This window comes from Coleofasciculus sp. (assembly GCF_046565525.1).
Lineage (GTDB): Bacteria > Cyanobacteriota > Cyanobacteriia > Cyanobacteriales > Coleofasciculaceae > Coleofasciculus.
Genome location: NZ_JBKHUP010000027.1, coordinates 47,347 through 73,805, shown reverse-complemented (window position 1 = coordinate 73,805; position 26,459 = coordinate 47,347). Strand labels below are relative to the sequence as shown.

Here is a 26,459-nt window from a genome sequence, read left to right as displayed (position 1 = left end):
ATGGTTTCAAACCGATGAACCCTCTGAGAGCAAAAGTCCTACCCTAAATGTACCTCATCAGCGTGGGAAACGCTGTAACGAACTCCGCAAATTACTAACAACGTATTATCCAGACTGTGCTAATGCAGACATCATCAGAAAACCAGGTGAACTGATTACCATAGCCAAACGTAACGGCTCTAAAGGTGCAAGATAACCCTGAAAATGACCCCTCTAAAATTTATTATAAACGCGCCAGAAGAAGTGAATCCAGCACTCTCTATGTGCCGGAGACTACAACGCTTAGAACTTTCTGGAGAACTCGATAGCACGACTATGAAAGAAATGGCAAAGGTTATTGAGGTAGCTATTTCAAAAGGAACGGATGACGTAAAAGCAGTTGAGCAAACCAAGGAGCAACTGTTAAACAGTCATTCTGTCGCTGGGGCAATTCCAGAAGGGTTTTGATATGTCAACTATCTGGAATGCTAAGTCGGCGCTGCAAATCTTGCAACAGTGCCAACCCATCATCGACTTGGAATCAGCAATCGACTACTTGTGGACTAAACTAAACACCTATCAGCTACTGAGCCTTTACCAAGAACTGTTTCCCTTAGAATGGCAAAAAAGTCAATCTGAACTTTACTCAAAAGATAGAAATCACAGTCCGAGAGAGATAGAGTTTATTTCGCTAGTCAGCGAACATTTATTCCCCATTGACGACCTGATTGTAGAGAGCGCTTATGAAGAACGTCTTTACCAAATTCCTGTCTCACCCAAAGGGGTAAACTGGCAAGACCACGAAGAAGGAATTGAAGCATTGCGAATTGGATGGCAGATATTACTCCCGCTTTCGCAGTCAGGTCGATGGTGGTTGGATTTTGTAGAAGGAGATGCCGTGGAATCGTGGTACGAATGCACGTTCGGCTACAGCTTGAAAGACATTGCACATCCCCAAGAAACTGACCTAAAACTTCTCAAAAAATTAGCCCGTCGCGCTGCACCTCCCATCAGCGATTTGCCCATAGCCTTAGCACTCCTCGACTTAGAAACGGGCAATATTTGGCTAGACCAAAGTGTTTGCTGTGAAAGTTACTGGAGTCGGAATTTTGAATTAAGAGCCTGGAAAATTAACGAGATTAACTGGCTAACCCATGAATGGAATAAAGCTATTCAGCTACTAGACAAAGCTTACGAATTAATTGACTGGCTTGAATCCAAACCCAACACCAATTTCTCGCACCTATTAGCATTATGGAATTTGACATTTCAGTTGAAATAATCCGGGAGGTACTGGAGGTTGCCCCTCGAAAATTGTCCGCTATCCAAGCTGAACTTCTCTTTATTGAGGGCGGTATTTACATTTTTCACTATCAATCGGGGGATAGTTCCCAGTACAAATGCCTGTCTCCAGCAACTCTCCGAGCAGCTTTTGCAAATACACCCATTGATTCAGGTTGGATGAACCCAGAATCGGGGATAGTACGTTGGGGAACTGGCAGCACCGGGGAATGGACAATCAAGTTCGTGTCACCTCAGAAACACGAAATAAATCTGTTGGAATCAAAGCACTTGGTTCCTTTACCAGCAATGGTGTTTTTGGGATTGAAATCTGATTACTGGGTTTGGGCAATTAAAAGCTCGAAATTTGACCCGGAAGCAGAAGCTTTCCATGTTCCGTTGCCCAACATTTACTTGCACTCTTACCAACCCTACGGACGTATCTGCTGGGGAGATAATAAACCGCCTGCTGCTTCACCGAATACGATTACAAAAGCTTGGGAATTGTTCATCTCTAGTCCCTTCAACGGACATTTGAATGACGGTAAATCTAGGGTGCAACCCAATGACGTGGGCGTGCAGCTAAAAAAAGCGGTTAAGCGTTCATCTTACCCCGTTAAAGACTTAATCGGCACGAACCAAACAATTGCCAAATTAGTGGCAGCGATAACTGATGAGTGAACCACTGAACCTAAATCCATGCACCCTAGACTTGGTTGATTATAAAATTGTCAAAATTGGTGAGAAACTGCCGCTTCACTCTAGTAGTATGTTCGAGTATCTGATTGGAAGTAATGGTATCTTTGCTAGAGCAGTTAGACCGGGCTTAGAAGTGATAATTCCGGTGGAACTCTTTACCGCATCAATCAGAGGATTAGAACCAATCGAACCTTTTGTCCGATTAACTCCCCGACGAATCCCTCAGCAGATACTCATTCAAATGTGGAAAGAGAGTTGTATCGCCGCGCTTGCAGAACCACCGTTAGAAATCGCTTTCCACATTCATCATGTTCAAGAACAGTGGCAGCTCGTAATTCCAGAGCAAACGCAAAGTTCAAATAAATGCAGAGCTGCCGAATATGGTTTAAATTCCTCCTAAATTAATGCCACTGCGGAGGTACATTCACACAATCGGATGGCGGCTTTCTTCTCTGGTGCAGATGATGCAGATGAAGGGGGGTTCCGCATTTTCGCCGTTTTGGGGAAAGTGACTGAATCGAGCGCTGAGATTATTTGCCGAGTAGGAGTTTATCGGCAGTTCTGGCATATTCCCGCCGCTTGGATATTTGAATTGCCGAGTTTCGTTATAGACATCACAAGCGGTGGAGAAAAAGACGATTCTATTTCTAAATTCTACTCCAGTTCTGTAGCTCCGCCTCTGCTAGATGACCCCCTCGAATTGCAAACAACATTTGGAGAATTACCTAATGTTTAATTATGATTATCTTGAAGCTTCGCCTCTGATTGTCAGACAAACCGATTCGATTGACTTTTGGCTAGTTGGGGCGGGAGGAACGGGTTCGTGGCTGTCGTACCACATTGCACGACTAGCACGGAGTTTGGGCAATTTGCGATCGCAGATCCCGATAGAGTTGAAGAAGCTAACATCAGCAGGCAGGCTTTCTGCGACAAAGAGATTGGACTGCCGAAAGCACAGGCTCTAGCCTTAAGATACTCTATAGCTTGGGGAGTGGACACAACGGCTTTCGTGCAGGAATTTGACCCCAAGTTAATTCGCTACGCCTACGACAAGCTGACTATCCTGGTGGGGTGCGTGGATACGGCAGCTGGGAGAGCGTCAATTAATCAAGCTCTGGAGTTAAACCAATTCTACAGTCACTCTGAAATTCCTCGCGTGTGGTATTTGGATTGTGGCAACCATTCCGCAGCCGGACAAATCTTGCTGGGCAGTTCTTTGGAAACTGACCCGGAATTCTATAGTTTTGGGGGATTGGGCTGTGCTAGACTGCCATCTCCGATGCTGCAAGCGCCTGACCTTTTGAAACCAAAACCCGAAGAGTTGACAAATAACTTATCTTGTGCTGAGATGGCAGTGCTGAATGTGCAGAGTGAGAGCGTGAATATTCGGGTGGCGGCTGAGGCGGCGGATTACCTGTACCGGATGGCTGCGGGGAATCTCAAACGGTTTGCTACCTATTTCGACTTGGAGAGTGGGACGGCGCGATCGCTCTATATTACCCAGCAGTCAGCGTGTGCGGCGTTGAAATCTATCGTGAGTGAAACAATAACACCATGTTAACCTGATATTAAGCTTCAAAAAAATGTAGCTTTAGCAATTGAATATACTATGAGCAATATCACAATTCCAAACTTTGATGATGACCTGAAAAATCGCTTGCAAAAGAGAGCCGAATATTATGGGCGTTCTCTCGAAGAAGAAGCTAAAGAAATCCTCCGCGCTGTCTTGACAGAAAACGCTCTCGAACCCTTAAATCTTGCCTTAGCTATCGAGCGACGTTTTGCCCATTTTTGCGATTTTGAACTTCCGACTATCCCTAGAGAACCTTTACGTGAACCCCCTAATTTTGAAGACTTCTATGATCGTGCTTGATACTAATGTAGTGTCTGAACTGATGCACCCCAGAGGTTCGTCTGTAGTTCGTCAATGGGTAGCAGCACAACCCATAACGAATTTTTTTACAACAACTATCACTCAAGCTGAAATTCTCTATGGGATTGCTTTGTTACCTTCTGGAAAACGCCAAACCGAACTAAGCCAAACGGCTCAATTGATGTTTGCTGAAGATTTTGGTGGGCGAATTTTACCGTTTGATGAAGCAGCAGCGATCGCTTTTGCTAGAATTGCTGCTGAAAGAAGACAAATGGGTAAACCAATCTCCCAAGCTGATGCTCAAATAGCGAGTATTTGTTCCACTCGCCAAGCTACTCTTGCCACTCGGAATGTTTCTGATTTTGAAGGGTGCGGTATTGCAATTGTTAATCCTTGGGAGTCTGAATAAACTAAACACAGGTAATTTCAAACAGTCGCTACCTATTTTGATTTGGAAAATGGGACGGCGCGATCGCTCTACATTATCCAGCAATCAGTGTGCGCTGTGTTGAAATCTAAAGCTTGAGTCCAGCACCCGTCACCTGCCCCACCCCGACTGATAACCCAATGGAAAATTTTCCATTGGGGGCGCATCTACCTTAGCTTACGAGTAAATGGCACTTATTATGAGTCTAAATAGTTATGATTTAGACTCATATTTCCAACTGATTTCAAATGTGTCTTTAACTTCTTCATTTGATGAGAGGTCTCGTATTTCGTACTTATATTCCCCATAAGGATAACTTGTATAAGGGGCAAGAGGGAACCATTCTAATGAAATTGGTTTATCTTTATGATCCAGCTTGGGACATGGAACAACAATTTGAAAAAAACAAGTACCGAAAGCAACGATATAAATCATATAAGGCACTGGATCGGTAGTGTTTTTTCTCTTAAGTAAGAATGTATGAATGTTACCATCGAAAGGCTTTACCTCATCAGTGAAAGCTAGATAACATTTTAATGGATAATTCAAAGATTCTGAATTGTGAGTTTCCATATTTATCCATTGTTTAGCTTCTTCAAAATGGAGCAGCTCTGGTTCTGGCATAATAGATATTGCCATTTTCGTTAAGCATTTATATATTGCTATGGGAACATAAGGCTGACTTTTAGCTTCCAAACTTATCTGCCTAGTATCCTCAAGGAGTACTACAATTCGATCATCTTGCTGATCGGGAGCTAAAATTAGGTTTGGCTCACTCAATTTATGGTCAATTCTCAAGTTTTTATCTTTGAATGAAGGCACACCTTTCTTGCCACGGATTTGGTTTAAGGTTCTGGGTAATCCTAAAGATTTAGCAAAGTGATCCTCTATAGTTCTGCTAAATCTTTCATTACATATATCGCACTCATCATTGGAAATTAAAGTTTTATTACCAATGAACTCAGGAAGAGCATGGGCTAACATATTGAATGTTGTATCTCCACTGTTTTTTCCACAAAAACGGCATTTGCGATTTTTGCGATCTCCAAAGTATACTTTTTTTCCACTACTAAGATGATATTCAGCTAGAGTAAGATAATTTTTTTGATAAAAATCAATTTGATTTTTATCTTCTGCTTGATTTGATGCCATGAGTTTAGAAATCTATGAAAAAACGCTCACAGTACTTTTGTAACATAAAATACTATAAATTGTAATGTAAAGCTTAGTATCCGTTACCCATCCCAACCCATAACGGTCAACCAATGGAAAATTTTCCATTAGGCCAATAAACGTTAAAAGCCGGCTACCGCCGCCCCATCGAACCAAACACCCAACCCTCTGCTGTGTGTTCCCTACGTCTAGATTCTATCGATATAGGTAGGGTCAGCCTGAATCCGCTCATCAAAGTCCATATTCTCCCATTCCGCAATAATCCTCCCCGGTCTGTCCATCAAATCCGCAGGAGCGCTGCTGGGGCGCACGAATGGATATTTATCCTCATCTTCCGGCTCAATGCCTAACTCCACCAGCTTGGTATCCTCATCTTCAAACAGATCCGGCTCAACAATTGCATCAACCTTTAGTTCCATTTCAATCACCTCAAAAATAATCCCAACGGTCAACACTTGACCCCACTTCAACCTGTTAAGGCTTAGATAGACTTTCCTTGTTTACCTTACCCACCTTTTCAACAATTCCTACTCTAACACCTCAGTTCTAGGGAGAACTAAAGTCATGGTCGCCACAATAGTCACCGAAGAAGGACTCAAAATCCCCGTTTTTGATGCCGCTTATACCGATGCCAAAGGACGGAATTTAGGCAAGTTCTTTAACAACCCAGAAATCCTGCGCCACTCGATTCTAGAAGCAATGTTGAAACCAGAGGAACTGGAGTCACTGATGATTGTCAAACTTGACAAATCCAATCCCGACCCTCGCCAATTACGCGCCAGCATCCACGACCCCGAAGACGGCATCAAGCGACGGATGATATTCCAATCTGGAAACAGCTATTACTTTGGTGACGAAACCCTAACCAAAAAGATAGGAGACTTATTCGTAACCGAAAAAGACACCGCTTGTCGCTACGGTTCTCTTCTAGTCAGCACCTGTATTTCTGGCGTATCAGAATGCGACCATCTGCGAATAAAAATTGTCGATTTCACCGACCCACAATATGCTAAATATCGAACCGGAGACTGTCACGGTGCAATCAGTTCCGAATTACTCAAAAGCATCGGCGGTGATAAAAACCGAGCCAGCCAATTTCGTTTCGCTTGGCTTCACAGTTGGAATACAGAAACTACAGAATCCACACCCCAAGTCAGCTTTCTGGCTAAAGGAACACTCCGTCCCGATGACGCTCTCCTCAATGAACTAGCCAACTCTGAAGGTAACAAACCCCAACTCATTTTAGACCGTTCCAGCATCAAAGGAATTAACAAAAAGCGGCTCAAAGAATTAATTCCGTGTGGCGATTACGAATTACCAAAAGCCATTCTGGGAAATCGCAAAAACAGTCAAATCGGCATCACCCAAACTAGCTGGCAATCCACCGGGGTATGGTTTAACGAAGAAGCACTTCTTCAAGACTTGGTGCCAGCAACTAAAGCCGAAGCCCAACGGTTGGCAGCACTACAGCGCGACCCAATGAAATTGCGCCAAGCCATGATTGAAGATTATGACAAACGTGAGGCATTTTTGGCGCGTTTAAACCAAAGAAAACTTAAAGAACAGCAGGACAAACTCTCAACTACAATTAACGACGAAATCAACAGTGATAGTGAAGAAAACACTGAAGATAAAAAGCGGGAAAGACAGGACATCCAGATGCTAAAAGCCGATAAATTCGGACTCATGGTAGGCAGTCCCGAATTCACCACTATAGCAGAACGGTGGCTAGCAACCAAATGGCGAAATCTGGCAACTAGGGGAGCCTTAGCAATGACTTCAGCAATGGCTTTACCCTGCGAGGATTTACCCAGAGGCACAGTCTGCGCTAACCATCTAGAAGAAGGAGAATGCATTCAAGGTCGATTCCCCATTCTCAACAAAGACGGACTCAGGAGATACAAAAACATCCGCGCAAAAAACCTGGAAACTATTCCAGAAGAAACCCGCGCTGTCATGGCAAAAATCAAAGGGGTAATCTGGTTTAACCCTACAGATTTAGAAAAGTTCCATCAAGGGGATTTTGACGGAGACGAACCCTTTGGCATCCCATCCCGAAAAATCCCTAATATTGCCCAACAAATTTTACCAGCCAAAGACGGGTTATTTGACTTCGGAGAAGTGGTACAAGCCGAAAAAGTTCCTTATACAAAAGCACGGTATCAAGAAGACGATTCTGAAGTTATAGAAGGCAAAGTAAAAGCAGGTCAACGCAAATACACTACCCTAGAACAAATCGGAGTTGCCAGTTCTCAAAATGAAGTCGGGCTCGTCGCCTTAGCCATTGGCAAAGTAGCAGCAGCACTTCCCAATTCTGGCGAGGATGAGAAGCTATTTCTCAAACAGCAAAAGCGCTTCATCACCGCTCTCAGCATCATGGAACAGTACGAAGTTGACTACCAGAAGAACTCGCTGCGAGGTAAAGATGCCCAAGAAGTGAAAGAGAAAACCGGTCTAAACCCCGACACATTGCTAGAAAAAGTCGATGGGTGGTGCGAGAAACATAAAAACTGCATTTACTTTTTCCAGTACAAAGGAGATGACCGACTCTACAAACAATTTCCCATGCCTGCCGATTTCTCCAATCCTATTTACGTGCTGGCAAGAGAAGCTGTCAACCCCTATTGGGAACAAACGCGACTCCTCCACCGAAACCGAGATGAATTTCAGCACATTCTTCCCCCGATTCCAGCTCATCTCATCCTGTCAAAAGACAATCGAAAAGAACTGGATGCAGCCGATATTGAGTACGAGAAAGAAGGAAAAGAATTGCACGTCCCCTATGAGTACAAAAATGCCCTATTAGAAAGAGAAATCGAGTACCGTCACAGCCAAGAAAATGACCTATCCTGGGAAGAAAACGAATTGGAATGGGCAAAAGACCTAGTGCAACGCTTTCAAGAAGACAAAAGTATTATCTACGAAAGAACTGGCAGCGATATCAAAGCGCGAAAAGAGGAAATGGGGAAACTTTATGGCAGCTATCGAGCAGAAATTGACGAAATTTGGGATACTCCTGAACGAAAAACCAGAGCAGCCCATGCGCTATTTCAAGCTACCCACACGTCCGATAACCTGAGCAAACACCGAACAATATGTCAGAAAGTGGCAGAGGAATTGGAAATTACCTTTTCCCTACAACAAGACTACGAATTGCTTCACGAAGCCTTGCCGCGAGATGTCTACGTCCTGCAAGTTCCTTTCCAGAAGGTGAAAACTAAAGACGGCAGAACCATTGATTTACCGAACCAATGGAAAGACGCACTAGATAGCAAAGGAATTGCCTACGAAGCCACGGCTCATCCCGAATTGCCCTTAGTCGAGTTCGCCTTTAAAAACTTACCCCAGAAGATGGTAGCAAAACTGGATGGCAAATACGGAGACAACTCCAACGATCGCATCGACACCGACTCTTTGAAGGTAACAAACTACTCCGGTAATGAAACCAGACTGCTCATCGTCCCTCCCGTGGATTGTCGCTGGATCGAGTCTCAAGATAAAGCAGGCAGAGGCGCACTTGTCTACAAGCTGTTCATGGATGAAATCTCCGATGCCCTATCAAACTATCGAGTGAATCAGATAGAAGTAGTCAATGTCAAACATCCCGATAATGACTACTCAGAGGCAGATTTCTCTAAGCCAAAATGGAAGGATCGGAACGTCACTTTGCAAGTGGGAACGATAAACTTACCTCCCACTCACGAGAAATATCACCGATTTCAACGCACTCCCATTATCCAACTTGACGGGAAAAATTTAGGAACCTTCTCCCCCGACAGTCCTAAATTGCCCCCTGGAACTACTTTTGAGGCAACGCTCTCTCCCGACAAAGGCGGCAGGTCGGTTATCCTAAAAGTTGACCCTGAATCGATTCAGTTGCCTGAAACCCAATTGCCACAAATCGATTCACCTCAAGTATCTCAGAGTTCTGAGTTGGCGAAACCTGCGGGAAGTGCGATCGCTTCTTACGGTAGCACACCTCAACCGCCAACGCTCCAGCCAAAACCCGCAGTTAATAATGGAAAGCGCGACATCACCAACGCTAAAGCTGACAACTGGCGGCTTTCTCTGCAAGACACCCTCTTTAGCGTCGTTTCCCAAACCTACAAACAACGACGGTTGCAGCTTCCTTCCCATAGCACCCAGCACTTCAAGTTTGGCGACAACCAATGGACGGCTTACGTGCAACCGAACGGGGATTGCTTTGTCAGAAACGAGTCCAAACGCACCGTATTTAAAGCCAACGTTAACACTGAGGAGGTTCAAATTCCCCTGACAAAGCAAGCAGCGGCTCGTTTCCAAGAAATGATAGTGGAACGAGAGAAAGCTCTGTCCCAGTCCCAAACTACTCTCACGCCTGTGCCTGAATCAAAACCGAGGGAGCTAGAAATGGTCTAGTGGAGTGGGGATGGTTGGGTATCTGAGGGCTTCCTTGGAGGAGTCAATGGAAAATTTTCCATTGGCTCTTATTTTTTAACACGAGCGTGGAGTTCGGAGTAGAGGAAAGGAGTCAATATCTTCGCTTTGGCAGGGTCGCAGGCGCAGTCGGTCAGTGTGGAGCATAGGAATTAATAGGAAACTTACTGCAAAAATCGCCGACTATTTCCTCATTTCTTCTCATTTATCCGATTATTTCCGAGAAATTCCTTCAAATTGAGAATAAATCTCCCTAAATTAACAAATTTTAATAGTTTTTGCGGCAATTTATGCACTATCAGCCCTACTCATTCCTCCCTTTTCCCCTAAGAATGTGGGGTCTTCCGTAGTTAGTGTGCTAAATTGTTAGTTTGATTTGCCTGAATATTGGACAGCAATAGATTTAACCATTTTTGCCCGGATTTCAATTCCTTTTAAGACGCTTAAAAGCCACAATCCTTGATTGGTAGGCTTTCTGGCTTATTAAAACTGATATTTTAGCACACTAAGTACGGAAGACCCAAAATCTAAAACAGGCAGGAGCTGAAACCAAAGAAAATAACAACTACTACACCCCATCCCATGTAATGGACTTAATCGAATTGGAGTCCAGCGATGATTTAGAGGATGACGAACTATTAGAAGATTTTGACGACGATTTAGATGACGAACTAGATGATGATTGGACTGACTTAGAAGAGGATGAGGAATCGCCAAGACAAAATAAAACAGCCAACCGGACATCTAAATCAAAGCTAAAATCCGATAAATCAGCATCTTCTCACAAGAATAATAAACAATCCCAGAAACAGGAGGAAGATGATATTGACGAACTCCTATCCGATGACGAAGATACTCCTATAACAACTGGAGTATTGGGTAAGATAGCTAAAAATCGCAATACCCAAAAGTCGATTTACAACGCACAAACCAAACAACAATTACCCGAACAGCCCGAAAAAAAATCTCCACTCCTTGACTCACTAGAAGTTTTTCTAAAAGAAGCCGAACATCAGGGTGCTATTGCTACAACCCGAGGAAGCGAAATCAACGGATTAACCGTAACCGGGTTAACCATTCAGAGTGCAACTTTAATGGGTCTACTTGGAGTCAAGAGTGTTAGCGAACTGATTGATTACATAGAGGAAGCCAGGGAGAAAGAACAAGCTGACAAACTAGAGGAAATCCTCGAACAAATTGATTCGTTAAACAAACGAACTGATAATGTGTCTGTCCGCGTGCAACAAGCCGATATCGTTGCAGACATGAGGGCAATAGATGAACGTACCGAAAGACTTACCGAACGAACTCAGCAAGTATTAGAACCCCCGGCTACAACCCAGCCAGAAAAGCTGGGAATAAAGGAACGCCGCGAAAGAAAGAGCCAAAGCTACATTGATTCCGATGAAGCTGATGGAATTGTTGTTGATGACACTCAATCCAGTGTAGTTCAGATTGGAGAAAAAATCGACAATCTAGGACACAAGCTTGACCCACAATACAAAAAATTTCCACCTATACAGATAGATAAAGATGCCAACATTAGCGAACAGCTAGACCAGATTCAAGACTATTTAGGCAACCTGTCAAAAAGGCTAGACCGCCTAGAAGCAATCGTTGATGAACTGGAACAAAAAATTACTGTTAATGCATCCCTTGAATCGGAAACAAAACCTAATTCAAAAACACCCGTGTCTCAGAAAATCCAACCCCAAACTACTGCACCTAACCCAGTCCCCATTGAAGACGAACCCGAGGATCTTCTTACCAAAATGGTAACTCAAACAAAGGTACAACAACAGCGGGAGGCTGTCGCCGATTGCTTAGTCAATTACGCTTTCGCTACCGGACAGTCTCCCCAATCGGGAATCATGTTCGATGACGGCGGCATTCTCTATGTAACCACCCAAGCCAACAACGTTAATGTTGCTATCAACGGCAGCGATGGTAACGAAATCTTCTCTGGAACAAAGGAGGGCGATCGCTGGACGTTTGACCCCAACCAAGACAAACTAACCCCAGAGGAAAGAGAAGCCATCTTCAAGTTACCTCAGTCAGAAGAAGAATACGACAGACTCGCAACTGCCCAAGCACTCGTTGACAAGTTTCAAAACACCTTCCCTAAACGCTTCAGCGGCGAAAAAGACCCCGTGTTCCCCTGGCGAGAACCACGCCGCGAAGACGGTACTCCGGGGGCGGTCAAATACGAGTTTGAAATCCTGGATTTACCGGACGGGTCAAAGCAGCTAATCGGAACCGACCCGCGCCATGGCGACGCACAAGTGTTCGATGCCGTTCTGGTGAAAGGAAAGCCGCCAGACATTCGAGAGTGCCACATCTCGGTTGAAGAAATGGAGGCTTTAGTCGGAACACCAGAAAAAGAAAACATCCACAGCACAGAACCGCAGGCATCTAACTACCACAACTATAGCCCGCCAAAACGCGAAGAACGGTCAAAAGAAGACCAAGATGAACTACAAGCTTAATTCCCTTAAGGAGAAAACCAATGCACAACAATTACCAAACCACTAAACCTATCGCACACAAACGCCGCCGATTCAACCCGTTTATGCGGAAATTCAAACTTAATAATGCCGACTTAGCATTCATCGCCGTTTGCCTGATTGTCACAATTTATTTAACCCTCGTTCAGCCTTTATTTGTTAGCGTATTCGGCTGTGCAGCTTTACTAGTCTTTGGACTTTGGCAGATTTCCCGAACTGTTCCCGTTCTCGAAAAACTGTTCGGCAGCAAGATTCGATTTTGGCATTTAGCTACCGCTGTAATTACAGTGACAGCTTTACTCAATAACTTCCAAACTCCAGCCCAAGCCGTTTTTCTAAGCGGTCTCGAACAATTTATGACGAATCTGGCGAGTGAAGCGGGGGCTGCCGGAGGAGGAACAGCCGTTGATGCTTCAACTATTGCTTTAATTTTCAATGCTATCCGAGGCGTGTTTCTCTTGCTAGTAGCCGCCGCTGCTTTATTCGCCTATAACCAAGCACAACAAGGAAACGATTGGCGTCCAATTGTCACACAAATTGCCCTAGCCTTCGGCATTGTCATCGCCCTTGATGTAGTCACCTTTTTGTTCATCGGTAATGGGACTGGCACTACCGCTAGATTAATGCCCAGTGTTCCCCCACTAGGAATCGGCACTATCCTAACATTTTTGAAATAAAACAAGGAGCCATCAATGACTTTACGAGATCCAGACAAGGACTTCATCAGAGTCAACAAAATCCTGGGTAAACAGGCAAGCATTGGCTTTATCCCTGCTAACCAAATCGTCCCTTGGTTCTTTCTGACCATCATTGCATACATCTTTACGATGGGGTTTTTCAGCTTAGGGTTAGGTTGGTTCTTTACCGTCTCGCTTTGGTTAATCGTAAGCTGGTGGCTCCTAACAGGAAATCAACCCCATCTATTTACCGACAAATTCCGAAAACCTCCTGGGGATGAGTGGTGCAACGGCGACAGTCTTTATATTTCTCCCATCCCTTCTAAACGTCCTGCCCGTATCCAAGGAAAAGCCTACGATTCAAAAATCAGAATCAAACTAAAGCCCAAAATTGTTCCCAATCAGTACGGAGGAACTAGCAGATTTATGCCCTTCCAAAACGAAACTAACCTCTGTTGTTTAGTCGAAATCAATAAAGACGGTAGACAAGTATCGGGAATGCTCCTCAATAACGGGTCTAGCTATCAACTGGTATTTGGATTTCGCACCCAAGGACTCCATAATCTACTGTTCAAAAGCGAAGTATCAGGGTTTGCAGTTTCCATTGAAGAAGGAATGAAAGATATCCTCCCTAGTGAAAAAATTACCTTCTGCACGGGGTGCTATAGCGACGATACTACCAGACGCCAAGAGCTAGAGAAGTTGGCTGATACTGCTAATCTCAAACCCGTGTCCGTACTTATCCGAAACGAACAGCGCCGCATTCAACAGCTAACCCATAAAGGCAGCAGACAGATATGGGAACAAATTGCTTTCTGTACTTGGACAGCAGATGGGGAAGGCGAACAAACATCGAGAGATTTTATTAGCAAAACCATTGATGGAGTGAAAAATTTGTGGGAGGCGCTCATTGGAACGATTACTGGTAACGCACGAATCTACAGGGAGCAGTTTTACACCAAACTACTTCTCAATGCTTTTGAAGAAGGATTCATTCGTTGGGAAATTTTGCTCAATACCAAGATGGGACTAGACATCAGTCCCATGGACACAGCCGAACTTTGGAAGTGGCTTTGGCAACGATTTAACAATGGTGAAGCTCCAGCCGTCCCTCAAGTTGTCAAATTAGAGGAAACCTCCAAAGGCTATAAACTCAACGAAATTAAAACAACTGAAAAACACATTTGTACCGTCTTAATCGAAGGAATTAATGGTATATCGTCCTGTCCCGAACATCGCCAGAGTAACAATCGCGTCTATTTAGCAGGAAAAGGCAAAGAATGCGGTGTCCTGACGATGTACGACGCACCCACAGGCTGGACAAATACCCGACAACAGTTGAAATGGCTTTGGGAAGTTATGTCCTCAACCTACGTCCACAATACGGAAGCCTGGGTTGAAATTAGTGTAGGAAACAAAGTTGTTATCAACGACAACCTAGCTCGACAAGCTAAAGGAGCAAAAACCGCCAGTAGTCGGGCATTAATCAAAGGGCAAGGGCGTGATATTGGTGCTGAAATTAAACAAGAAGAATCTTTTGACGCGCAACGAAGGCTTTACAAAGGAGCCGTACCGTTAAATACAGCCGTCGCTTTTTTGGTGTACAGAAACACTTCCGAAGAACTCAATCAAGCCTGTAATGTGCTGTGTAACAGTTTTGGAACCGCCAAAGTTATCCGCGAACGTAATATCGCCTGGGACATTTGGTTACAATGCCTCCCCATTACTTGGAAATGGCTGCTACACAGCGGTTCGTTTTTAAGCGAACGCCGCCTTACCCTCGATACCGAAACAGTTGCTGGAGTTCTCCCTCTAACCGTCCCTCGTGACATCGATAAAAAAGGAGTCGAATTCATCACAGGACGGGGTGGAAAACCAATTTTTATCGACCTGTTTTACGACCAATTTAGCCGCGCTTTGATTACCGGGGAATCGGGTTCAGGTAAGAGTGTTTTGGGATGGCGTTTTGCCATTGAAGCGTTAGCGAATAACATTCCTGTTGTGGGGATGGATATTAGCAGCGGCGGTAACAGTACGTTCAAAACAGCCATTGAACTTCTGGGCAACCAAGGTGCATATTACGACATCAGCCAGGGTTCTAGCAACTTAGTAGAACCGCCAGACCTCCGCAAGTTTGACAAACCAGAAAGAGAACGGCGGATGGAATCTTGGAAGGAATTTATCCGTAAGGCACTGGTAGCGATTGCCATGGGCAAAATTCACAACCCTCACCTAGCACAGCGGGTCGATTCTCTGATCCTACGAATGCTCGATATGTACCTCAGAGATCCAGAAATTATTGCTCGATACAATAGGGCATTTGAAAAAGGTTGGCAATCTCCCGAATGGCAGCAAATACCAACTCTCAAAGACTTGCTGAGATTCTGTAGCAAAGAAAGACTCAACCTAAAATCTTTTGAGGATTTAGACAGACTCGCGATTAACCAAATCCTCAGCCAAGGAAATGCCTTACTCACATCCCGCTTAGGAAAAGCAATTGGTAGACCCAGTACATTTTCACCAGAATCGGCTGTCAAATTCTTTGCCTTGTCAGGACTATCCAACGAACAAGATGCTTACCTAATGGCAATTAACGCCCATACCGCTTGTATCCGCAACGCTCTTTCTCATCCCAAAAGTCTATTTATTGGCGATGAATTAAGCGTACTTCTGAAGAAAGATGGATTTGCATCAGTTGTTGGCGAACTCTGTACAACAGGCAGAAAAGATGGTATAGCTGTCGTACTTTTAAGTCAAGACTTTGATGCTATCTGCGAGTGTTCGGCTGGCGCTCAAATTATGCAAAACATGGTTTACAAAATTACGGGAAGAATCACCAACTCTGGAGTAGCAGCCGCTCAAAGATACCTGGGCTACGACCCACAAATTATCAGTCGAAATGCCACCGAAGCTTTCTTTCCCAGAACTGCCGAACTCTCCTCCTGCTGGTTAATTGAAAAAGGAGGAAGATTCTGGCGTACACGATTCTATCCCGGAGAGATGATGTTGGCATCCATTGCTAACAACCAAAATGAAAAAGAAGCCCGCGATCGCATCCTGTCCCAATACCCTCCAACCCTTAAAGGACAACTCCAAGGGCTAAAACATTTTACCCAAGACTATATCCCAGCGGTAAAAGAAGGAAAAGGCTTTGACCACATCGGTCGAAACTCAAAAATGCCCTCATCGGCATCCACTCAACCAACCAACAACTCTAAACAACTTGTAACAAGTAAAAAATGAGCATCATGAAATCTCGAATTCAATTAATACCACGTCCGATTACAAAATTAACTGTAATCGCTCTCTTGCTCAATCTGGGGCTAATTGCCCAAATCAAGCCAAGCCAAGCACAAACGACTTCTCCCTTTGTCCCTGAAACGCAAACACCGGGAGTTAACACTCCAACTTCTTCTGGTAGCCTCTCTACTCCTATCGAAAGTACCCTGAAACAGGTCAATCAGTTTATGGATGACATTGGCGGCTTCGTAGAGAACGAACTATTCGGTTTATTGAATGAGATACTTTCTTCCTCTCTAGGAGCCATAAACATTCCCGATTTGAGCCAAGTTAGCCGCCAAATTATCAAGGTTCCCACATCTAACATTGAAGGAACACAGCTATCAGATTTACTTGAAGCCAAATCCAGCCAATTAGACGGCAAAGGCTCCTACTCCATCATGTCTGAATTTGACGGACAAGCTCAACGAAACGCGGCTGTTGGCATTGCTAATGGTTCCACTCTCAGCCAAGAAGCACAAGTGAATAGCCGCCAAGTTCTAGAAGCAACTAAACAAGACACCCAACAAAACATCCAATTGGGCGAAGAGTCCCAAAGCCTCGATGTTACCCAACAAATTCTACAGAACCTATCACAGCAAACAGCACTAAACGCACAAGTGAATGAAAGGATTCTCCAAGAGGCTCAACAAGGTCGTACCGACCGAGCCATTAACAACGTTTTGCTGTCACAAGCTGCCCAAGAAATATCCGCCATCAACACAAGCGATCGCCGAGGCAGCATAGCCTCTGGAAACCAAGCTAGCTTGCAGGCGGGAATGCTAATGCTTCCTGGTGGCGGTTACTTGGGAGAACAAACCGATAGCGACAGCCTAACACCTACCTCCAATAACAGGTTTGCTACTTCTAATTAGTAACCAAGCTTAACCAGAGTTACCTCTCTACCCAAATCAACACAGGCGCGTGGAATCAACTCCACCGCCAACAGCCCCTTGATATTTTCCCTTAAAACCAATGATGGAATTTATAGCACAAATTACACCACCAACAACTGGGGGGGAAGGGTCAGCCTTAGACATTGTTAGCGAATCAATTAACCTGGCTAGGGCAACATCAGAATCTTGGAACAGACTTTGGATCGACACAATCGACCCAATTGCTTCTGGACTGTGGGTGGGTTTAGTATCCCTCGGTATCACCCTAGCTGCCGTTAGCATCCTCTTCTTAACTCTCACCAGTGGAAAAGATATCATCGAAAAACAGTCTTGGTCAGAGCTAGCCGCACTATTCATCTGGCCGCTTGTGATCATGCTGTTCCTGGGTGCTAACGGTAAATTGCTGGCAAATACCGTCATTTTTACCAGAAATTTTGCCTACAAACAAGTACAAAGCGTTCTCGAAGCCCAACTGGGAGAACTCACATTCAGAGACGCCATTGCAAACGTTACCATCAGCAACATTGGTAAACAACAACTAGAAAACCTCTACAGCGAGTGTCGAAATAAAGTCGGCGAAGAACTGGTAACTTGCTGGAATTCCAAGCGAGAAGCTGCTCAAAAAATTGTCGATGAAGCTGAAAGACAAGCCGCTGGCTCCGCCTCTCTGCAAGCCTTACGAGCCTTTGCTGAAACACTTTGGAATAACAGTTTACCCGGTGCAGCCCAAGATGCCGTCACCTTCATAACTGACCCCGGCTCAGTATTTAGAGAAAAGGCAATACCCATAATTCGATTCATCCTCTACAGCCTACAGTGGGCGTTCGTAAACATCCTCGAAGCCGCGCTGCTGCTGACAGCATTATTCTCACCCATTGCCATGGGTTTATCCCTACTCCCTTTACAAGGCAGACCAATTTGGGCTTGGGCAACAGGTTTCTTGAGTTTATTTGGCGTGCAACTTGGCTACAACATCATCGTCGGACTAGCAGCCGTTGTCCTGGTCAACTCTGGAGCCGAATTAGCTAGCGATGTCGCCTTCCTATTCTTTATCAGCATCTTCGCACCCGGATTAGCCCTTCTCATCGCCGGTGGAGGTGGAATTGCCTTGTACAACGGCATTGCTGGTAATGCCAAACAACTAGTCGATTTATTGAGTAACGCCATAGGAGCAGCAACAACCCTGGCAATTCACAAAGGATTTAGGTAACATGAAACTTCAACGATTCACGCAACCCGCACTGCTGCCAGAAGCAAAAAACTTACTCGCTTTATGCTTCCTAATTCTCACAGGAATCAATATCCTCACCCTCATCTTACACCTGTTTGTAGCATTCCGAATCAATTCGGTAGCGGCTATGAAAACAACCCAAGTCCAGTTAATCAATGGACAGACTTACTACGTTTCTGAACAAGATCGATTCTTCAGGTATCCATCCGTTATCCAAAACGTCGTAAAAAATTGGACTGAGTTAACCTTTAACTGGGACAACAAAATACCCGGTACTAACGAAATAGATCCAGGCATTAAGGTCAATTCAAAACGAGTTCCGACCAGCAGCTATTTTGCCTCATTATTAATGGAGCCAGAGTTCGGCAAAGCCTCCCTGTCTAAAATAGCGGAACTCGTCCCCAATACAGTTTTCTCCGGTCAATTACGCTCTACAGTTATCATCTCTTTCGTATCCGAACCCAGAGAAATTCGTCCAGGAGAATGGGAAATTGACATGATAGCGACACGACTGCTTGTAGACCGCTCATCAGGAAGAGATGAAAGAATTCCTTTCAATCGGACTTTTAGGTTAAAGGCTGTAGAAATCCAAACACCCCCTTTGGGAAGCCAAGCCTCCGCGTTTGAACAAAAAGTCTATGAACTTCGCTCTGCCGGATTGGAAATCACTAGGATTGCTGAATTCAACCCCAGCAGAAATCCGTCCAGTTTCAGAAAAAGCATCAGTCCGTATGGTTTCAGTGCTAACTGGTACTGGAGTAGTTATCGGCATTTTGGGATTTATCTGGTTTACCTTTTTTGCTCCTAAACCCGTCAGCCAACAGGCAAAAACATCTACTCCTGAAGTTACTCCGTCTCCTCCTAATGATGAATCGGGAGAACTCAAAAGTCGTCTAGCTTTTCAAGACCAGCAACGAACCTTAGAAGCCCAACCCCCTGTATCCAAAGAACACCCAACACCCTCCCCTACTCCGACGCCTACACCTACATCAAAACCTGAACCAAAAGCTGTACCAGTTGCTAGAACCCCTCAGCCTCCAAGACCCGTTCAAAACTCTAATCCACCGCCCAGAGTAGTACAGACTGTTTCTCCTCCACAGCCACCTACACCACCGCCGCGTCCTACACCATCCCCACCGCGTTCCATACCATCACCGCCTCCGCCTCCAGCCGAAAAAGTAGACCCCTACGAACGCTGGGCACAATTAGCCTCTCTGGGGCAAAGCAGAGGAGAAGTTACCGAGGATTCAAATACCGAAAGTGCGATCGCCAGCAATTGGGCACCAATCACAGTAGGGACAACACCAACACCACTCCCTCAAGACCAACAACCTACACAGATATCAGCGACACCAGAAGCCGAACCCGGGATAGCCGCGATCGCTATTGGAGATACGGAAGTTGCCAGTTCCAACTCAAGTACAAACCCAAACGGAATGAGTGCAGGAGAAGCTGGCATTCTCTCCCGCACACCAGTTAACCCGAATAGCAATTATGGCATAGCAACAAAAGAGATAGCCATCGGGTCATCTGCCAGAGGTAGGGTAATCGTGCCAATGATTTGGGACGAAGCCGACCAAAGCCCAACAGCCGGAAGATTCGCCGTCCAATTAACTGAGGATATGAAGGCTACCGATGGCGCGATCGCCTTACCATCTGGCACTATCTTAATCGCTGAAGTAGAAAACGTAACTCGCCCAAACCGACTGGTATCTCAAACCGTAGTGGCAATTGTCTATCCCGACTCCAGCGGACGCATCCACCAGGTGCCGATACCTCCCGGAAACTTCCTAATTCGCGGCGCAGATAACCAACCTCTCATTGCTGAAGGTTTATTTGACAGAGGGTCTGAAATAGCAAAGACAGATATTTTAGTGGGAGTTCTCAGTAGTTTAGGACGAGTCGGAGAAATAATTAACCAACCCACCCAAGAAACGTTCAGTCAGCAAAATGGAGTTTTTGGAAGTACCACTGTACAAACAAGCACCAAGTCTCGACCCGACATACTAGCAGCCGCTTTAGAGGGATTCTTTACACCCATTGCCGAACGCTTGCGAGAGCATTCAGACCGCACCGATGAAGAACTCCTGAAACAAGACAACGTAGCCATTTTACCAGAAGGAACTGAAGTATCAGTATTGGTCAATTCCTTTGTCTCAGTACGCCGATAAACAACCAATCTCACTACACAAAAATGAAAAAACTCCCTCAAAAAATTTGTCTGGCTTTACTCTCCCCCGCCCTAGCAACTTTTACCGTTTTAGGTACTGTAACGATTGGGCAAGCTCAAACACCAGCACTAAGAATAGTAGAAAGAGATGCAGCCACAAACACGACTACTAACCTCCAAGTCTGGTCCGGTAGAGCCAGTGTTATTGACTTTACCCAAACCAGCGAATTCATTACCTACATTCGATTAGCAGACCCATCCCAAGCCATTTTTAACACTGATGCAGAACTAAAAACGAACCAAGCTCGAATGATATTTGTCCAACCCATTCAACCACTGCAATTCCCCGGTGCTACAACAACCCCAATCACAAATTTATTCATAAAAACCCGCTCCCCTGAAGGAGTTGAGCGGCTCTATACATTCAACATTGTCCACAGTTCTGGGCAACCTACAAATAACGGCATTGCTATCTCTACAGTTACGCCGGGACACGAACAAAGCCTACTCGTAGCCGACAATCAAACCGCCACACTTAGCGACATCGAACGGGGTTTAGCCGTCGCAATTCTAAAAGGCTACACGACTCCAGATGACCCTGTGGTATTCAAAGTTCGAGAGTTTCTTGCTCTAACACGAAATGGCACGCCTATTACTAGAGCGGCTGAAAGAACTAACCTTTCAATGTCTGTTGTTATTTCGCTAGGACAGCTAGGAATTAGTCGTGAATTCCTGTTGAGAACACCACAAACAACATCTCCTTCTATTCCCTCCAACTTAGACCCGCTTACTCAACCAAACACTCCAATTTCATACCCACTCCAAAGAATAGCTGACCCTCATTAGGTAAACTAAAATATTTAGCTGTCATCGGCAATATCATCATGTGTAGAAACTGGTAAGATACAATCGGCAGGAAACAGCTTTAAAAGCGTATGGGTGTCACCCAGTAAAAACAAAGGCACACGGTCTGATGAGATGAGATAGTCTTTGAACGTACATATGTTTTTCAGAAGTTTGTTGTCCTCTGTCATTGAAATACCTGACAATTTCACCCCATCACTTTACTCTAAATTTTATCTTAATCCCTACTGTTACCGCGAAAAATGGTAGCTGATTGGGTAATAACTTATCTTTTTAAACCTACGAATCTAGGTATCAATTGATTGAATTGTAAGTCTTCAATCAAATAGTCTACCCATCCCTGATAATAAATATAAGGCAATTTAAAAACAGGTCTTAATTCTTCCCAATCCTCCACTTTTAAAAGATAGGGAGCCAACCGCTCTAGGCAGGAACGACCGAACTTAAATTCCATGTCGATATCCCGAATCTTCGACAGTAAGTTCTCTGAAATAGAGGTTTTCTCAAAGATATCTAATTCTGAAATTCCCTTAACTGCCATGCTGTCTACTAATAAGACATATAGCCTTTTCCGGGATAAAATGTCTGGTAATAAATCGGGTTTACTGCGCGGCAAAAATAATTCGCGCTTCTCAATTTGTTCTGGGGTTAATGTTGAATTCAAATAGTCAAGAAATAGATTTTCCCCCGTTACGACGCTTTGGGGTACTGCTGCTGTTGCACTTTTTTTTTACGAGCGATCACCTCACGGGGATCTTCATCGCCTTCGGCATATTCCATCAACTCTGTCATCGACCAGCCTATTGCATAGGCAAACTTCATTAACTTTTGTAACCTTGGATCAGATTTCCCTTCCCACCAGTTAACTAGCGTGTTGAATGAAACACCAGTTTGCCTACCTAATTCCCGACAGCTACCAACGCGCTCATCTTTCACCAACACCTCGATTAACTCACCAATGCGTTTGTGAATTCGACTATCTAGCGTGACATTTTCTTCTACTTTTGCTGACATTTCATTTCTCAAGTAGCCAAAAGTTGACAGCAGACACAGTTAACCAGCATCCATTAATTTCAATACTTTAGACGGATTATCGGATTATATGGTATTTTAACCAATTATGCTTGCCTACTCTCTATAATACCCCACCTACACTTACAAAAAACTATGGCGACTGAAGTAGATGCCTTGATCCTAACTGTAACAATTCTTTACTTGATAAAACTTTTTATCGATTATAGAATAACTCAATGATGAATTTTCTAATGAGTAACTCTGATGCAAGCAAAAATGAGATGATCAAACAGTCTGCTTTTTTAGGGAATTTTGCCTCACTCAAACTTTTCGCAGAGTCCCAAGTGAGGCGATTATCCCAACTTGAAGCGAACAGCTAACCCGAAAAACAACCTTAGAATCCCCATTCTGAGTTTTTTTTCTAACTGTCGCTTCTTAACTGCTATGCCGGAGTTTTCGGCACTCATCAGTGCTTCCATGATATAGAATCGGCAGCTCTGAATCAAGAGGTTAGACTGATTAAGTCTAACCCCTTGGATGGTTTCGCCTGAAACTCCGGCTCCCAAAACCCTTTGGTGTAGGAGCTTTCAATGCCTAATAACTCATCCCCTAGCGACCTAAAGATTCGTCTTTATCAAGGCTTATCCTGTATTCCGTCTGACTGGCAACTCTGCCTGCTTAATGGCAGAAAAGTCCCCCAAGGCATGGGCTGGCAGAAAAAATCGCTTACTCCCACCCAAATGAAAGAAGCCGTAATGAACGGCTCTTTAGTGGACAAAGCCGATGGCACTCAATACCACTGCTACCCAAAAGGCTACGGACTGATCGTTGGTACACCAGTCTCAATTAACGGTGACACCTATTACCTAATGGCACTAGACCAGGACGGAGCTTCTGCCAGAGAAAAAATTCTCGAACTCTCAGGTGGGGAAGAATTACCTAAAACAGTTGCCTTTACCTCCGGGCGTCCTGGGCGCTGTCAATACCTGTTCCTAGTGCCAGAACAATACGCCGGAGCGCTCCGCACTAAAAAATTCCCCACTGGCGTAACTGGAGATGATGGGAAGAGCGAGCAGCTTGAACTGCGCTGGACGGGGCTACAATCTTGCCTACCTCCGAGCATCCACCCCACTACTGGCTTCTATATCTGGGTTCCCGGTTGCGCTCCTGATGAAATCCATGTTGCGATCGCGCCACTGTGGATCTTAGAAGCCATGCTTAATGAACCCTCCGAATCCAAAAACTCCGGACAAGACGTTGCGACTGATTCCACCACTCCTTTAGCTTACCTCCAACCCACTCCTCGTACCTACCACCAAGAACGGCAATGGACTGATGTAGATTGGGCATTATCCTATCTTGCCACCTTATCCCCCAGCCGTGCCGATGACTACAATGAATGGTATACCGTAGGGATGATTCTCAAATCCATCGACGATTCTCTCCTCTATGAATGGGAAAATTGGAGCCGTCAATCGTCAAAATACAAGCCAGGAGAATGCGATAAGAAATGGAAATCCTTTAAAGGAAATGGAGTTGGCATTGGTACACTCGCGCACTGGGCAAAACAAGATGGATGGACTTCACCATTCAAGAGTCAGGGTATAGGTAATTCCGGCGCTCGCTCCAGTACTAATAGCCACGCTCCTAATAACAATAACTCGCTCTGTGACTCTAATGGCAATTATTCACCCTCAACCAATGAGAACAGTTCCACTAACACTAACCATTTCTTATACGAGCAAGTAACAACAATCGTTACTAGCAACATTAACCCACCCCAGCAGACAGCGGCTCTTATTGAATTAGCCACCTGGGATGGCTATCCCTTAAAGGGAGTCAAAGATTTAGCTGGTGAAATCGAGACTTATATTAGCCGTCAAGAAACCCAAACAGAAGATGCTCTAGAACTCCACGAACTCCTCAATTATCGCCAACAACTACTAGACATCGCTCAAATTCTGCCCGCTCCCTTAGCTTCAGCACTTTTAACTAAAGCCAATTCCGACCGCATTGACCCCGTCTATCTTTACCAGTATCTCCTAGCCGCTTGCGGCAGCGAAATGGGAGGACATATTGGGATTCTTGGCAAAGAAGGTGTAACTGTAGCCGATAGTTGGGTAGAGTATCCCATCTTTTGGACAATGGTTGTTGCCTTAGCATCGGCTGGCAAAAGTCAGACAATGCGCTCTGTATTTAGCCCTATTAAACGTCGCTATAAAAAAGTAAAAAATGAGTATAACAAACTCAAAAAACGACTAAAAAAACTGGAAGAATCCTGGCAGGAAAAGTCCTCTAAAGAGAAAGAAAAACTAAAAAATAGCCCAGACAATCCCCAGCTATTCAAAACCACAATGCCCTCTCCTCCCCTCAAGCAATTAATCGAAGCTGGAAGTCCCGAAGGTGCATTGCGTCGGATGAGCGAACTAGCATTTAAGAGTGGTTGTACTTTGGTCTTTGATGAATTGGTGCGATTGCTGAAATTGGATCAATATAAAGATAAAGGAGGAGATACCCGACAAATTTTACTGCAAACCTGGAATGCTCCATCAGATATCGAGTTTGAACGGTCTGACGACAAAGACTCTTTTGAACTCAAAGATTTGTGCTTGAATTTAACAGGTGCAACTCAATTATCTAAGGTAAAACAGTTGTTTAGCGACCCGGATGATGGAGACGGACTCATTAGTCGCTTCTTAATCGCCGTGCCAACAACACCCGATAACTTCGCTGTTTGGTCTGACTTAAAAGTCGCTATTGATGAGGAATTACAAGAATTATACGACCACCTACACTCGCTACACAGGCAACTGCGAGAAATAGCCGGCATAGAACCAACAGATGAGGATAAAGAATTACCCACTATTTTTTTGTCCTTTTCTAGGGAAGCACAACAACGGTGGCAAAACTGGTGGGAAGAAATAAGGCGAAATCAACAAGCCGTGGAATTTGATAATCCGGCGTTCTATGCCTATTTAGGCAAAATGCTCAGTCAAACCCTGAGATTAGCCCTGCTGCTGCACTGCATGGAATTAAAATATGAGCAGAAAAAAGACCCATTCCATGTTGGCATTGATACCTTAGAACGAGCAATCCGGGCGGCTAAATTCAGTATCGGACAGTTCCGCATTCTCCAAACCAACAACCACACCGGTGAATCAATCTCTGGTCGCCTCTCCCTAATTCACGCTTATGCACTACGAAAAGGGACGGAAGTATCAGCAGTGCAAGTCCAGAATAGCGTCTTCAAACGGTGTAAGCCCAAGCCTTCACTCGCAGAAATCCGTCAAGACTTTGCCACGCTGACAGAAAACGGATACGCAATTTTATCGGGGAAAGGGAAAGACCTCCGCATCAAAGCCATTCCGGTACAGAAAGTTCGCGTCGGAATTCCGACAAATTCCGACCCTAATTCCGACAATCCCAAAAGGACTAGAATGCTGACTTTGGAAGACACTCAGCCCCCCATCACTCCAAATTCCGACAATTCCGACGAGTTTTTGGCTACTCCGATTATTACCGCGCCCTTTACAGGTGAACTCGATTCAGAGGGCAATTCGCACAATGCTCACAATTGTCGGAATTGTCGGAATTCTGACGATTCTATAGCCTCAAACTTAGATGCAGAGCAGATTTTAGACGATGAAGACCTGTCGGAAAATTGTCGGAACGGTGTCGGAAATTCCGACACGTTTTTTGATGAGGATTCCGACGTTAAACTAGAGAACGAGTCAGATGATGACCCAGACCCTGACGATGACCCATCTGGAGGTGGTAACGTAGGGAAACCGGACACACCCCCACAGGGGGACGGAGGTAATGAATTGTTAAGCACTGAGGCAATAGCTGAGGCTCGACCTAACAATAGAGCTACTGAAACTGAACAATTACAAGATAGCGATGGTGAAAGCCCCCGTCTTTTAAGCGGGGGATGAAGCCGAGCGATGCGTCTAGCCTAGCAACTTTAGTTGAAGCG

General features: G+C 44.7%; 23 protein-coding genes and 1 pseudogene. 19 read left to right on the top strand and 5 right to left on the bottom strand.

What is annotated here, in order from left to right; all coding sequences use genetic code 11:
- The 9 genes and pseudogenes from ACLGGO_RS12195 to ACLGGO_RS12155 form a co-directional block, all read left to right on the top strand.
- Window positions 1-196 (top strand): annotated as a pseudogene (locus ACLGGO_RS12195) (hypothetical protein); the annotation flags it as partial.
- 8 nt (window positions 197-204) lie between these two features.
- Window positions 205-447, top strand: coding sequence for a hypothetical protein (locus ACLGGO_RS12190; protein ID WP_446419518.1), 243 nt, complete (start codon window positions 205-207; stop codon window positions 445-447).
- A gap of 1 nt (window position 448) precedes the next feature.
- Complete coding sequence (locus tag ACLGGO_RS12185; RefSeq protein WP_446419517.1) at window positions 449-1,261, top strand: hypothetical protein; 813 nt, start codon at window positions 449-451, stop codon at window positions 1,259-1,261.
- Window positions 1,234-1,941 (top strand): hypothetical protein, encoded by a 708-nt coding sequence (locus ACLGGO_RS12180; protein ID WP_446419516.1) that lies wholly within the window; start codon window positions 1,234-1,236, stop codon window positions 1,939-1,941. The genes ACLGGO_RS12185 and ACLGGO_RS12180 overlap by 28 nt, the downstream gene beginning before the upstream one ends.
- Window positions 1,934-2,359, top strand: coding sequence for a hypothetical protein (locus tag ACLGGO_RS12175; protein WP_446419515.1), 426 nt, complete (start codon window positions 1,934-1,936; stop codon window positions 2,357-2,359). The genes ACLGGO_RS12180 and ACLGGO_RS12175 overlap by 8 nt, the downstream gene beginning before the upstream one ends.
- A 36-nt stretch (window positions 2,360-2,395) precedes the next feature.
- Window positions 2,396-2,695, top strand: a complete 300-nt coding sequence (locus tag ACLGGO_RS12170; RefSeq protein WP_446419514.1) for a hypothetical protein — start codon at window positions 2,396-2,398, stop codon at window positions 2,693-2,695.
- Between the two features lie 87 nt (window positions 2,696-2,782).
- The gene (locus ACLGGO_RS12165) at window positions 2,783-3,520 is read left to right on the top strand and encodes a ThiF family adenylyltransferase (RefSeq protein WP_446419513.1); all 738 of its coding nucleotides are present in this window, start codon (window positions 2,783-2,785) and stop codon (window positions 3,518-3,520) included.
- A gap of 48 nt (window positions 3,521-3,568) precedes the next feature.
- On the top strand, window positions 3,569-3,832 hold the full coding sequence (locus ACLGGO_RS12160; RefSeq protein WP_446419512.1) for a FitA-like ribbon-helix-helix domain-containing protein: 264 nt from the start codon (window positions 3,569-3,571) through the stop codon (window positions 3,830-3,832).
- On the top strand, window positions 3,819-4,241 hold the full coding sequence (locus ACLGGO_RS12155; protein ID WP_446419511.1) for a PIN domain-containing protein: 423 nt from the start codon (window positions 3,819-3,821) through the stop codon (window positions 4,239-4,241). Before ACLGGO_RS12160 ends, ACLGGO_RS12155 begins: the two co-directional genes overlap by 14 nt.
- 231 nt (window positions 4,242-4,472) lie before the next feature.
- On the opposite strand, the gene ACLGGO_RS12150 is transcribed toward ACLGGO_RS12155, so the two are convergent.
- Together ACLGGO_RS12150 and ACLGGO_RS12145 are read right to left on the bottom strand one after the other, a co-directional pair.
- Window positions 4,473-5,411 (bottom strand): HNH endonuclease, encoded by a 939-nt coding sequence (locus tag ACLGGO_RS12150; RefSeq protein WP_446419510.1) that lies wholly within the window; start codon window positions 5,409-5,411, stop codon window positions 4,473-4,475.
- Window positions 5,412-5,620: 209 nt separating this feature from the next.
- Window positions 5,621-5,851, bottom strand: coding sequence for a hypothetical protein (locus ACLGGO_RS12145; RefSeq protein ID WP_446419509.1), 231 nt, complete (start codon window positions 5,849-5,851; stop codon window positions 5,621-5,623).
- A gap of 145 nt (window positions 5,852-5,996) precedes the next feature.
- Here ACLGGO_RS12145 and ACLGGO_RS12140 point away from each other — a divergent pair, with 145 nt between their 5' ends.
- The 9 genes from ACLGGO_RS12140 to ACLGGO_RS12100 all read left to right on the top strand — a co-directional run bounded on the left by ACLGGO_RS12140 (window position 5,997) and on the right by ACLGGO_RS12100 (window position 21,451).
- Window positions 5,997-9,830, top strand: a complete 3,834-nt coding sequence (locus ACLGGO_RS12140; RefSeq protein WP_446419508.1) for a hypothetical protein — start codon at window positions 5,997-5,999, stop codon at window positions 9,828-9,830.
- Window positions 9,831-10,435: 605 nt separating this feature from the next.
- Window positions 10,436-12,334 (top strand): hypothetical protein, encoded by a 1,899-nt coding sequence (locus tag ACLGGO_RS12135; RefSeq protein WP_446419507.1) that lies wholly within the window; start codon window positions 10,436-10,438, stop codon window positions 12,332-12,334.
- Window positions 12,335-12,354: 20 nt separating this feature from the next.
- The gene (locus ACLGGO_RS12130) at window positions 12,355-13,029 is read left to right on the top strand and encodes a hypothetical protein (RefSeq protein WP_446419506.1); all 675 of its coding nucleotides are present in this window, start codon (window positions 12,355-12,357) and stop codon (window positions 13,027-13,029) included.
- A gap of 15 nt (window positions 13,030-13,044) precedes the next feature.
- Window positions 13,045-16,272: a hypothetical protein gene (locus tag ACLGGO_RS12125; RefSeq protein ID WP_446419505.1), complete on the top strand. Its 3,228-nt coding sequence runs from the start codon at window positions 13,045-13,047 to the stop codon at window positions 16,270-16,272.
- A 5-nt stretch (window positions 16,273-16,277) separates the two neighbouring features.
- A complete protein-coding gene (locus ACLGGO_RS12120; protein ID WP_446419504.1) occupies window positions 16,278-17,183 on the top strand; it encodes a hypothetical protein in 906 nt (301 codons plus the stop codon).
- A gap of 100 nt (window positions 17,184-17,283) precedes the next feature.
- The gene (locus ACLGGO_RS12115) at window positions 17,284-18,414 is read left to right on the top strand and encodes a hypothetical protein (protein ID WP_446419503.1); all 1,131 of its coding nucleotides are present in this window, start codon (window positions 17,284-17,286) and stop codon (window positions 18,412-18,414) included.
- A gap of 1 nt (window position 18,415) precedes the next feature.
- On the top strand, window positions 18,416-19,243 hold the full coding sequence (locus tag ACLGGO_RS12110) for a hypothetical protein (protein ID WP_446419502.1): 828 nt from the start codon (window positions 18,416-18,418) through the stop codon (window positions 19,241-19,243).
- Window positions 19,167-20,606, top strand: a complete 1,440-nt coding sequence (locus ACLGGO_RS12105) for a hypothetical protein (RefSeq protein WP_446419501.1) — start codon at window positions 19,167-19,169, stop codon at window positions 20,604-20,606. The genes ACLGGO_RS12110 and ACLGGO_RS12105 overlap by 77 nt, the downstream gene beginning before the upstream one ends.
- Before the next feature lie 23 nt (window positions 20,607-20,629).
- Window positions 20,630-21,451, top strand: a complete 822-nt coding sequence (locus ACLGGO_RS12100; protein WP_446419500.1) for a hypothetical protein — start codon at window positions 20,630-20,632, stop codon at window positions 21,449-21,451.
- A gap of 14 nt (window positions 21,452-21,465) precedes the next feature.
- Here ACLGGO_RS12100 and ACLGGO_RS12095 read toward each other — a convergent pair whose 3' ends face one another.
- The 3 genes from ACLGGO_RS12095 to ACLGGO_RS12085 form a co-directional block, all read right to left on the bottom strand.
- The gene (locus ACLGGO_RS12095) at window positions 21,466-21,639 is read right to left on the bottom strand and encodes a hypothetical protein (RefSeq protein WP_446419499.1); all 174 of its coding nucleotides are present in this window, start codon (window positions 21,637-21,639) and stop codon (window positions 21,466-21,468) included.
- Between the two features lie 95 nt (window positions 21,640-21,734).
- Window positions 21,735-22,133, bottom strand: a complete 399-nt coding sequence (locus tag ACLGGO_RS12090; protein WP_446419498.1) for a hypothetical protein — start codon at window positions 22,131-22,133, stop codon at window positions 21,735-21,737.
- A gap of 26 nt (window positions 22,134-22,159) precedes the next feature.
- A complete protein-coding gene (locus tag ACLGGO_RS12085; RefSeq protein ID WP_446359820.1) occupies window positions 22,160-22,483 on the bottom strand; it encodes a helix-turn-helix domain-containing protein in 324 nt (107 codons plus the stop codon).
- Between the two features lie 590 nt (window positions 22,484-23,073).
- Between ACLGGO_RS12085 and ACLGGO_RS12080 the strand changes: the two genes are divergently transcribed.
- The gene (locus ACLGGO_RS12080; RefSeq protein ID WP_446419497.1) at window positions 23,074-26,418 is read left to right on the top strand and encodes a DUF3987 domain-containing protein; all 3,345 of its coding nucleotides are present in this window, start codon (window positions 23,074-23,076) and stop codon (window positions 26,416-26,418) included.
- Window positions 26,419-26,459 lie beyond the last annotated feature (41 nt).

Excerpts from the sequence above, each read along its gene's own strand:
- ACLGGO_RS12080 (WP_446419497.1), top strand. The coding sequence starts at position 23,074 with ATGCCTAATAACTCATCCCCTAGCGACCTAAAGATTCGTCTTTATCAA.
- ACLGGO_RS12120 (WP_446419504.1), top strand. The coding sequence starts at position 16,278 with ATGAAATCTCGAATTCAATTAATACCACGTCCGATTACAAAATTAACT.
- ACLGGO_RS12115 (WP_446419503.1), top strand. The coding sequence starts at position 17,284 with ATGATGGAATTTATAGCACAAATTACACCACCAACAACTGGGGGGGAA.
- ACLGGO_RS12095 (WP_446419499.1), bottom strand. The coding sequence starts at position 21,639 with ATGACAGAGGACAACAAACTTCTGAAAAACATATGTACGTTCAAAGAC.
- ACLGGO_RS12130 (WP_446419506.1), top strand. The coding sequence starts at position 12,355 with ATGCACAACAATTACCAAACCACTAAACCTATCGCACACAAACGCCGC.
- ACLGGO_RS12170 (WP_446419514.1), top strand. The coding sequence starts at position 2,396 with ATGGCGGCTTTCTTCTCTGGTGCAGATGATGCAGATGAAGGGGGGTTC.
- ACLGGO_RS12110 (WP_446419502.1), top strand. The coding sequence starts at position 18,416 with ATGAAACTTCAACGATTCACGCAACCCGCACTGCTGCCAGAAGCAAAA.
- ACLGGO_RS12125 (WP_446419505.1), top strand. The coding sequence starts at position 13,045 with ATGACTTTACGAGATCCAGACAAGGACTTCATCAGAGTCAACAAAATC.
- ACLGGO_RS12085 (WP_446359820.1), bottom strand. The coding sequence starts at position 22,483 with ATGTCAGCAAAAGTAGAAGAAAATGTCACGCTAGATAGTCGAATTCAC.
- ACLGGO_RS12185 (WP_446419517.1), top strand. The coding sequence starts at position 449 with ATGTCAACTATCTGGAATGCTAAGTCGGCGCTGCAAATCTTGCAACAG.
- ACLGGO_RS12100 (WP_446419500.1), top strand. The coding sequence starts at position 20,630 with ATGAAAAAACTCCCTCAAAAAATTTGTCTGGCTTTACTCTCCCCCGCC.
- ACLGGO_RS12150 (WP_446419510.1), bottom strand. The coding sequence starts at position 5,411 with ATGGCATCAAATCAAGCAGAAGATAAAAATCAAATTGATTTTTATCAA.
- ACLGGO_RS12135 (WP_446419507.1), top strand. The coding sequence starts at position 10,436 with ATGGACTTAATCGAATTGGAGTCCAGCGATGATTTAGAGGATGACGAA.
- ACLGGO_RS12140 (WP_446419508.1), top strand. The coding sequence starts at position 5,997 with ATGGTCGCCACAATAGTCACCGAAGAAGGACTCAAAATCCCCGTTTTT.
- ACLGGO_RS12190 (WP_446419518.1), top strand. The coding sequence starts at position 205 with ATGACCCCTCTAAAATTTATTATAAACGCGCCAGAAGAAGTGAATCCA.
- ACLGGO_RS12145 (WP_446419509.1), bottom strand. The coding sequence starts at position 5,851 with ATGGAACTAAAGGTTGATGCAATTGTTGAGCCGGATCTGTTTGAAGAT.
- ACLGGO_RS12155 (WP_446419511.1), top strand. The coding sequence starts at position 3,819 with ATGATCGTGCTTGATACTAATGTAGTGTCTGAACTGATGCACCCCAGA.
- ACLGGO_RS12160 (WP_446419512.1), top strand. The coding sequence starts at position 3,569 with ATGAGCAATATCACAATTCCAAACTTTGATGATGACCTGAAAAATCGC.
- ACLGGO_RS12105 (WP_446419501.1), top strand. The coding sequence starts at position 19,167 with ATGGTTTCAGTGCTAACTGGTACTGGAGTAGTTATCGGCATTTTGGGA.
- ACLGGO_RS12180 (WP_446419516.1), top strand. The coding sequence starts at position 1,234 with ATGGAATTTGACATTTCAGTTGAAATAATCCGGGAGGTACTGGAGGTT.
- ACLGGO_RS12175 (WP_446419515.1), top strand. The coding sequence starts at position 1,934 with ATGAGTGAACCACTGAACCTAAATCCATGCACCCTAGACTTGGTTGAT.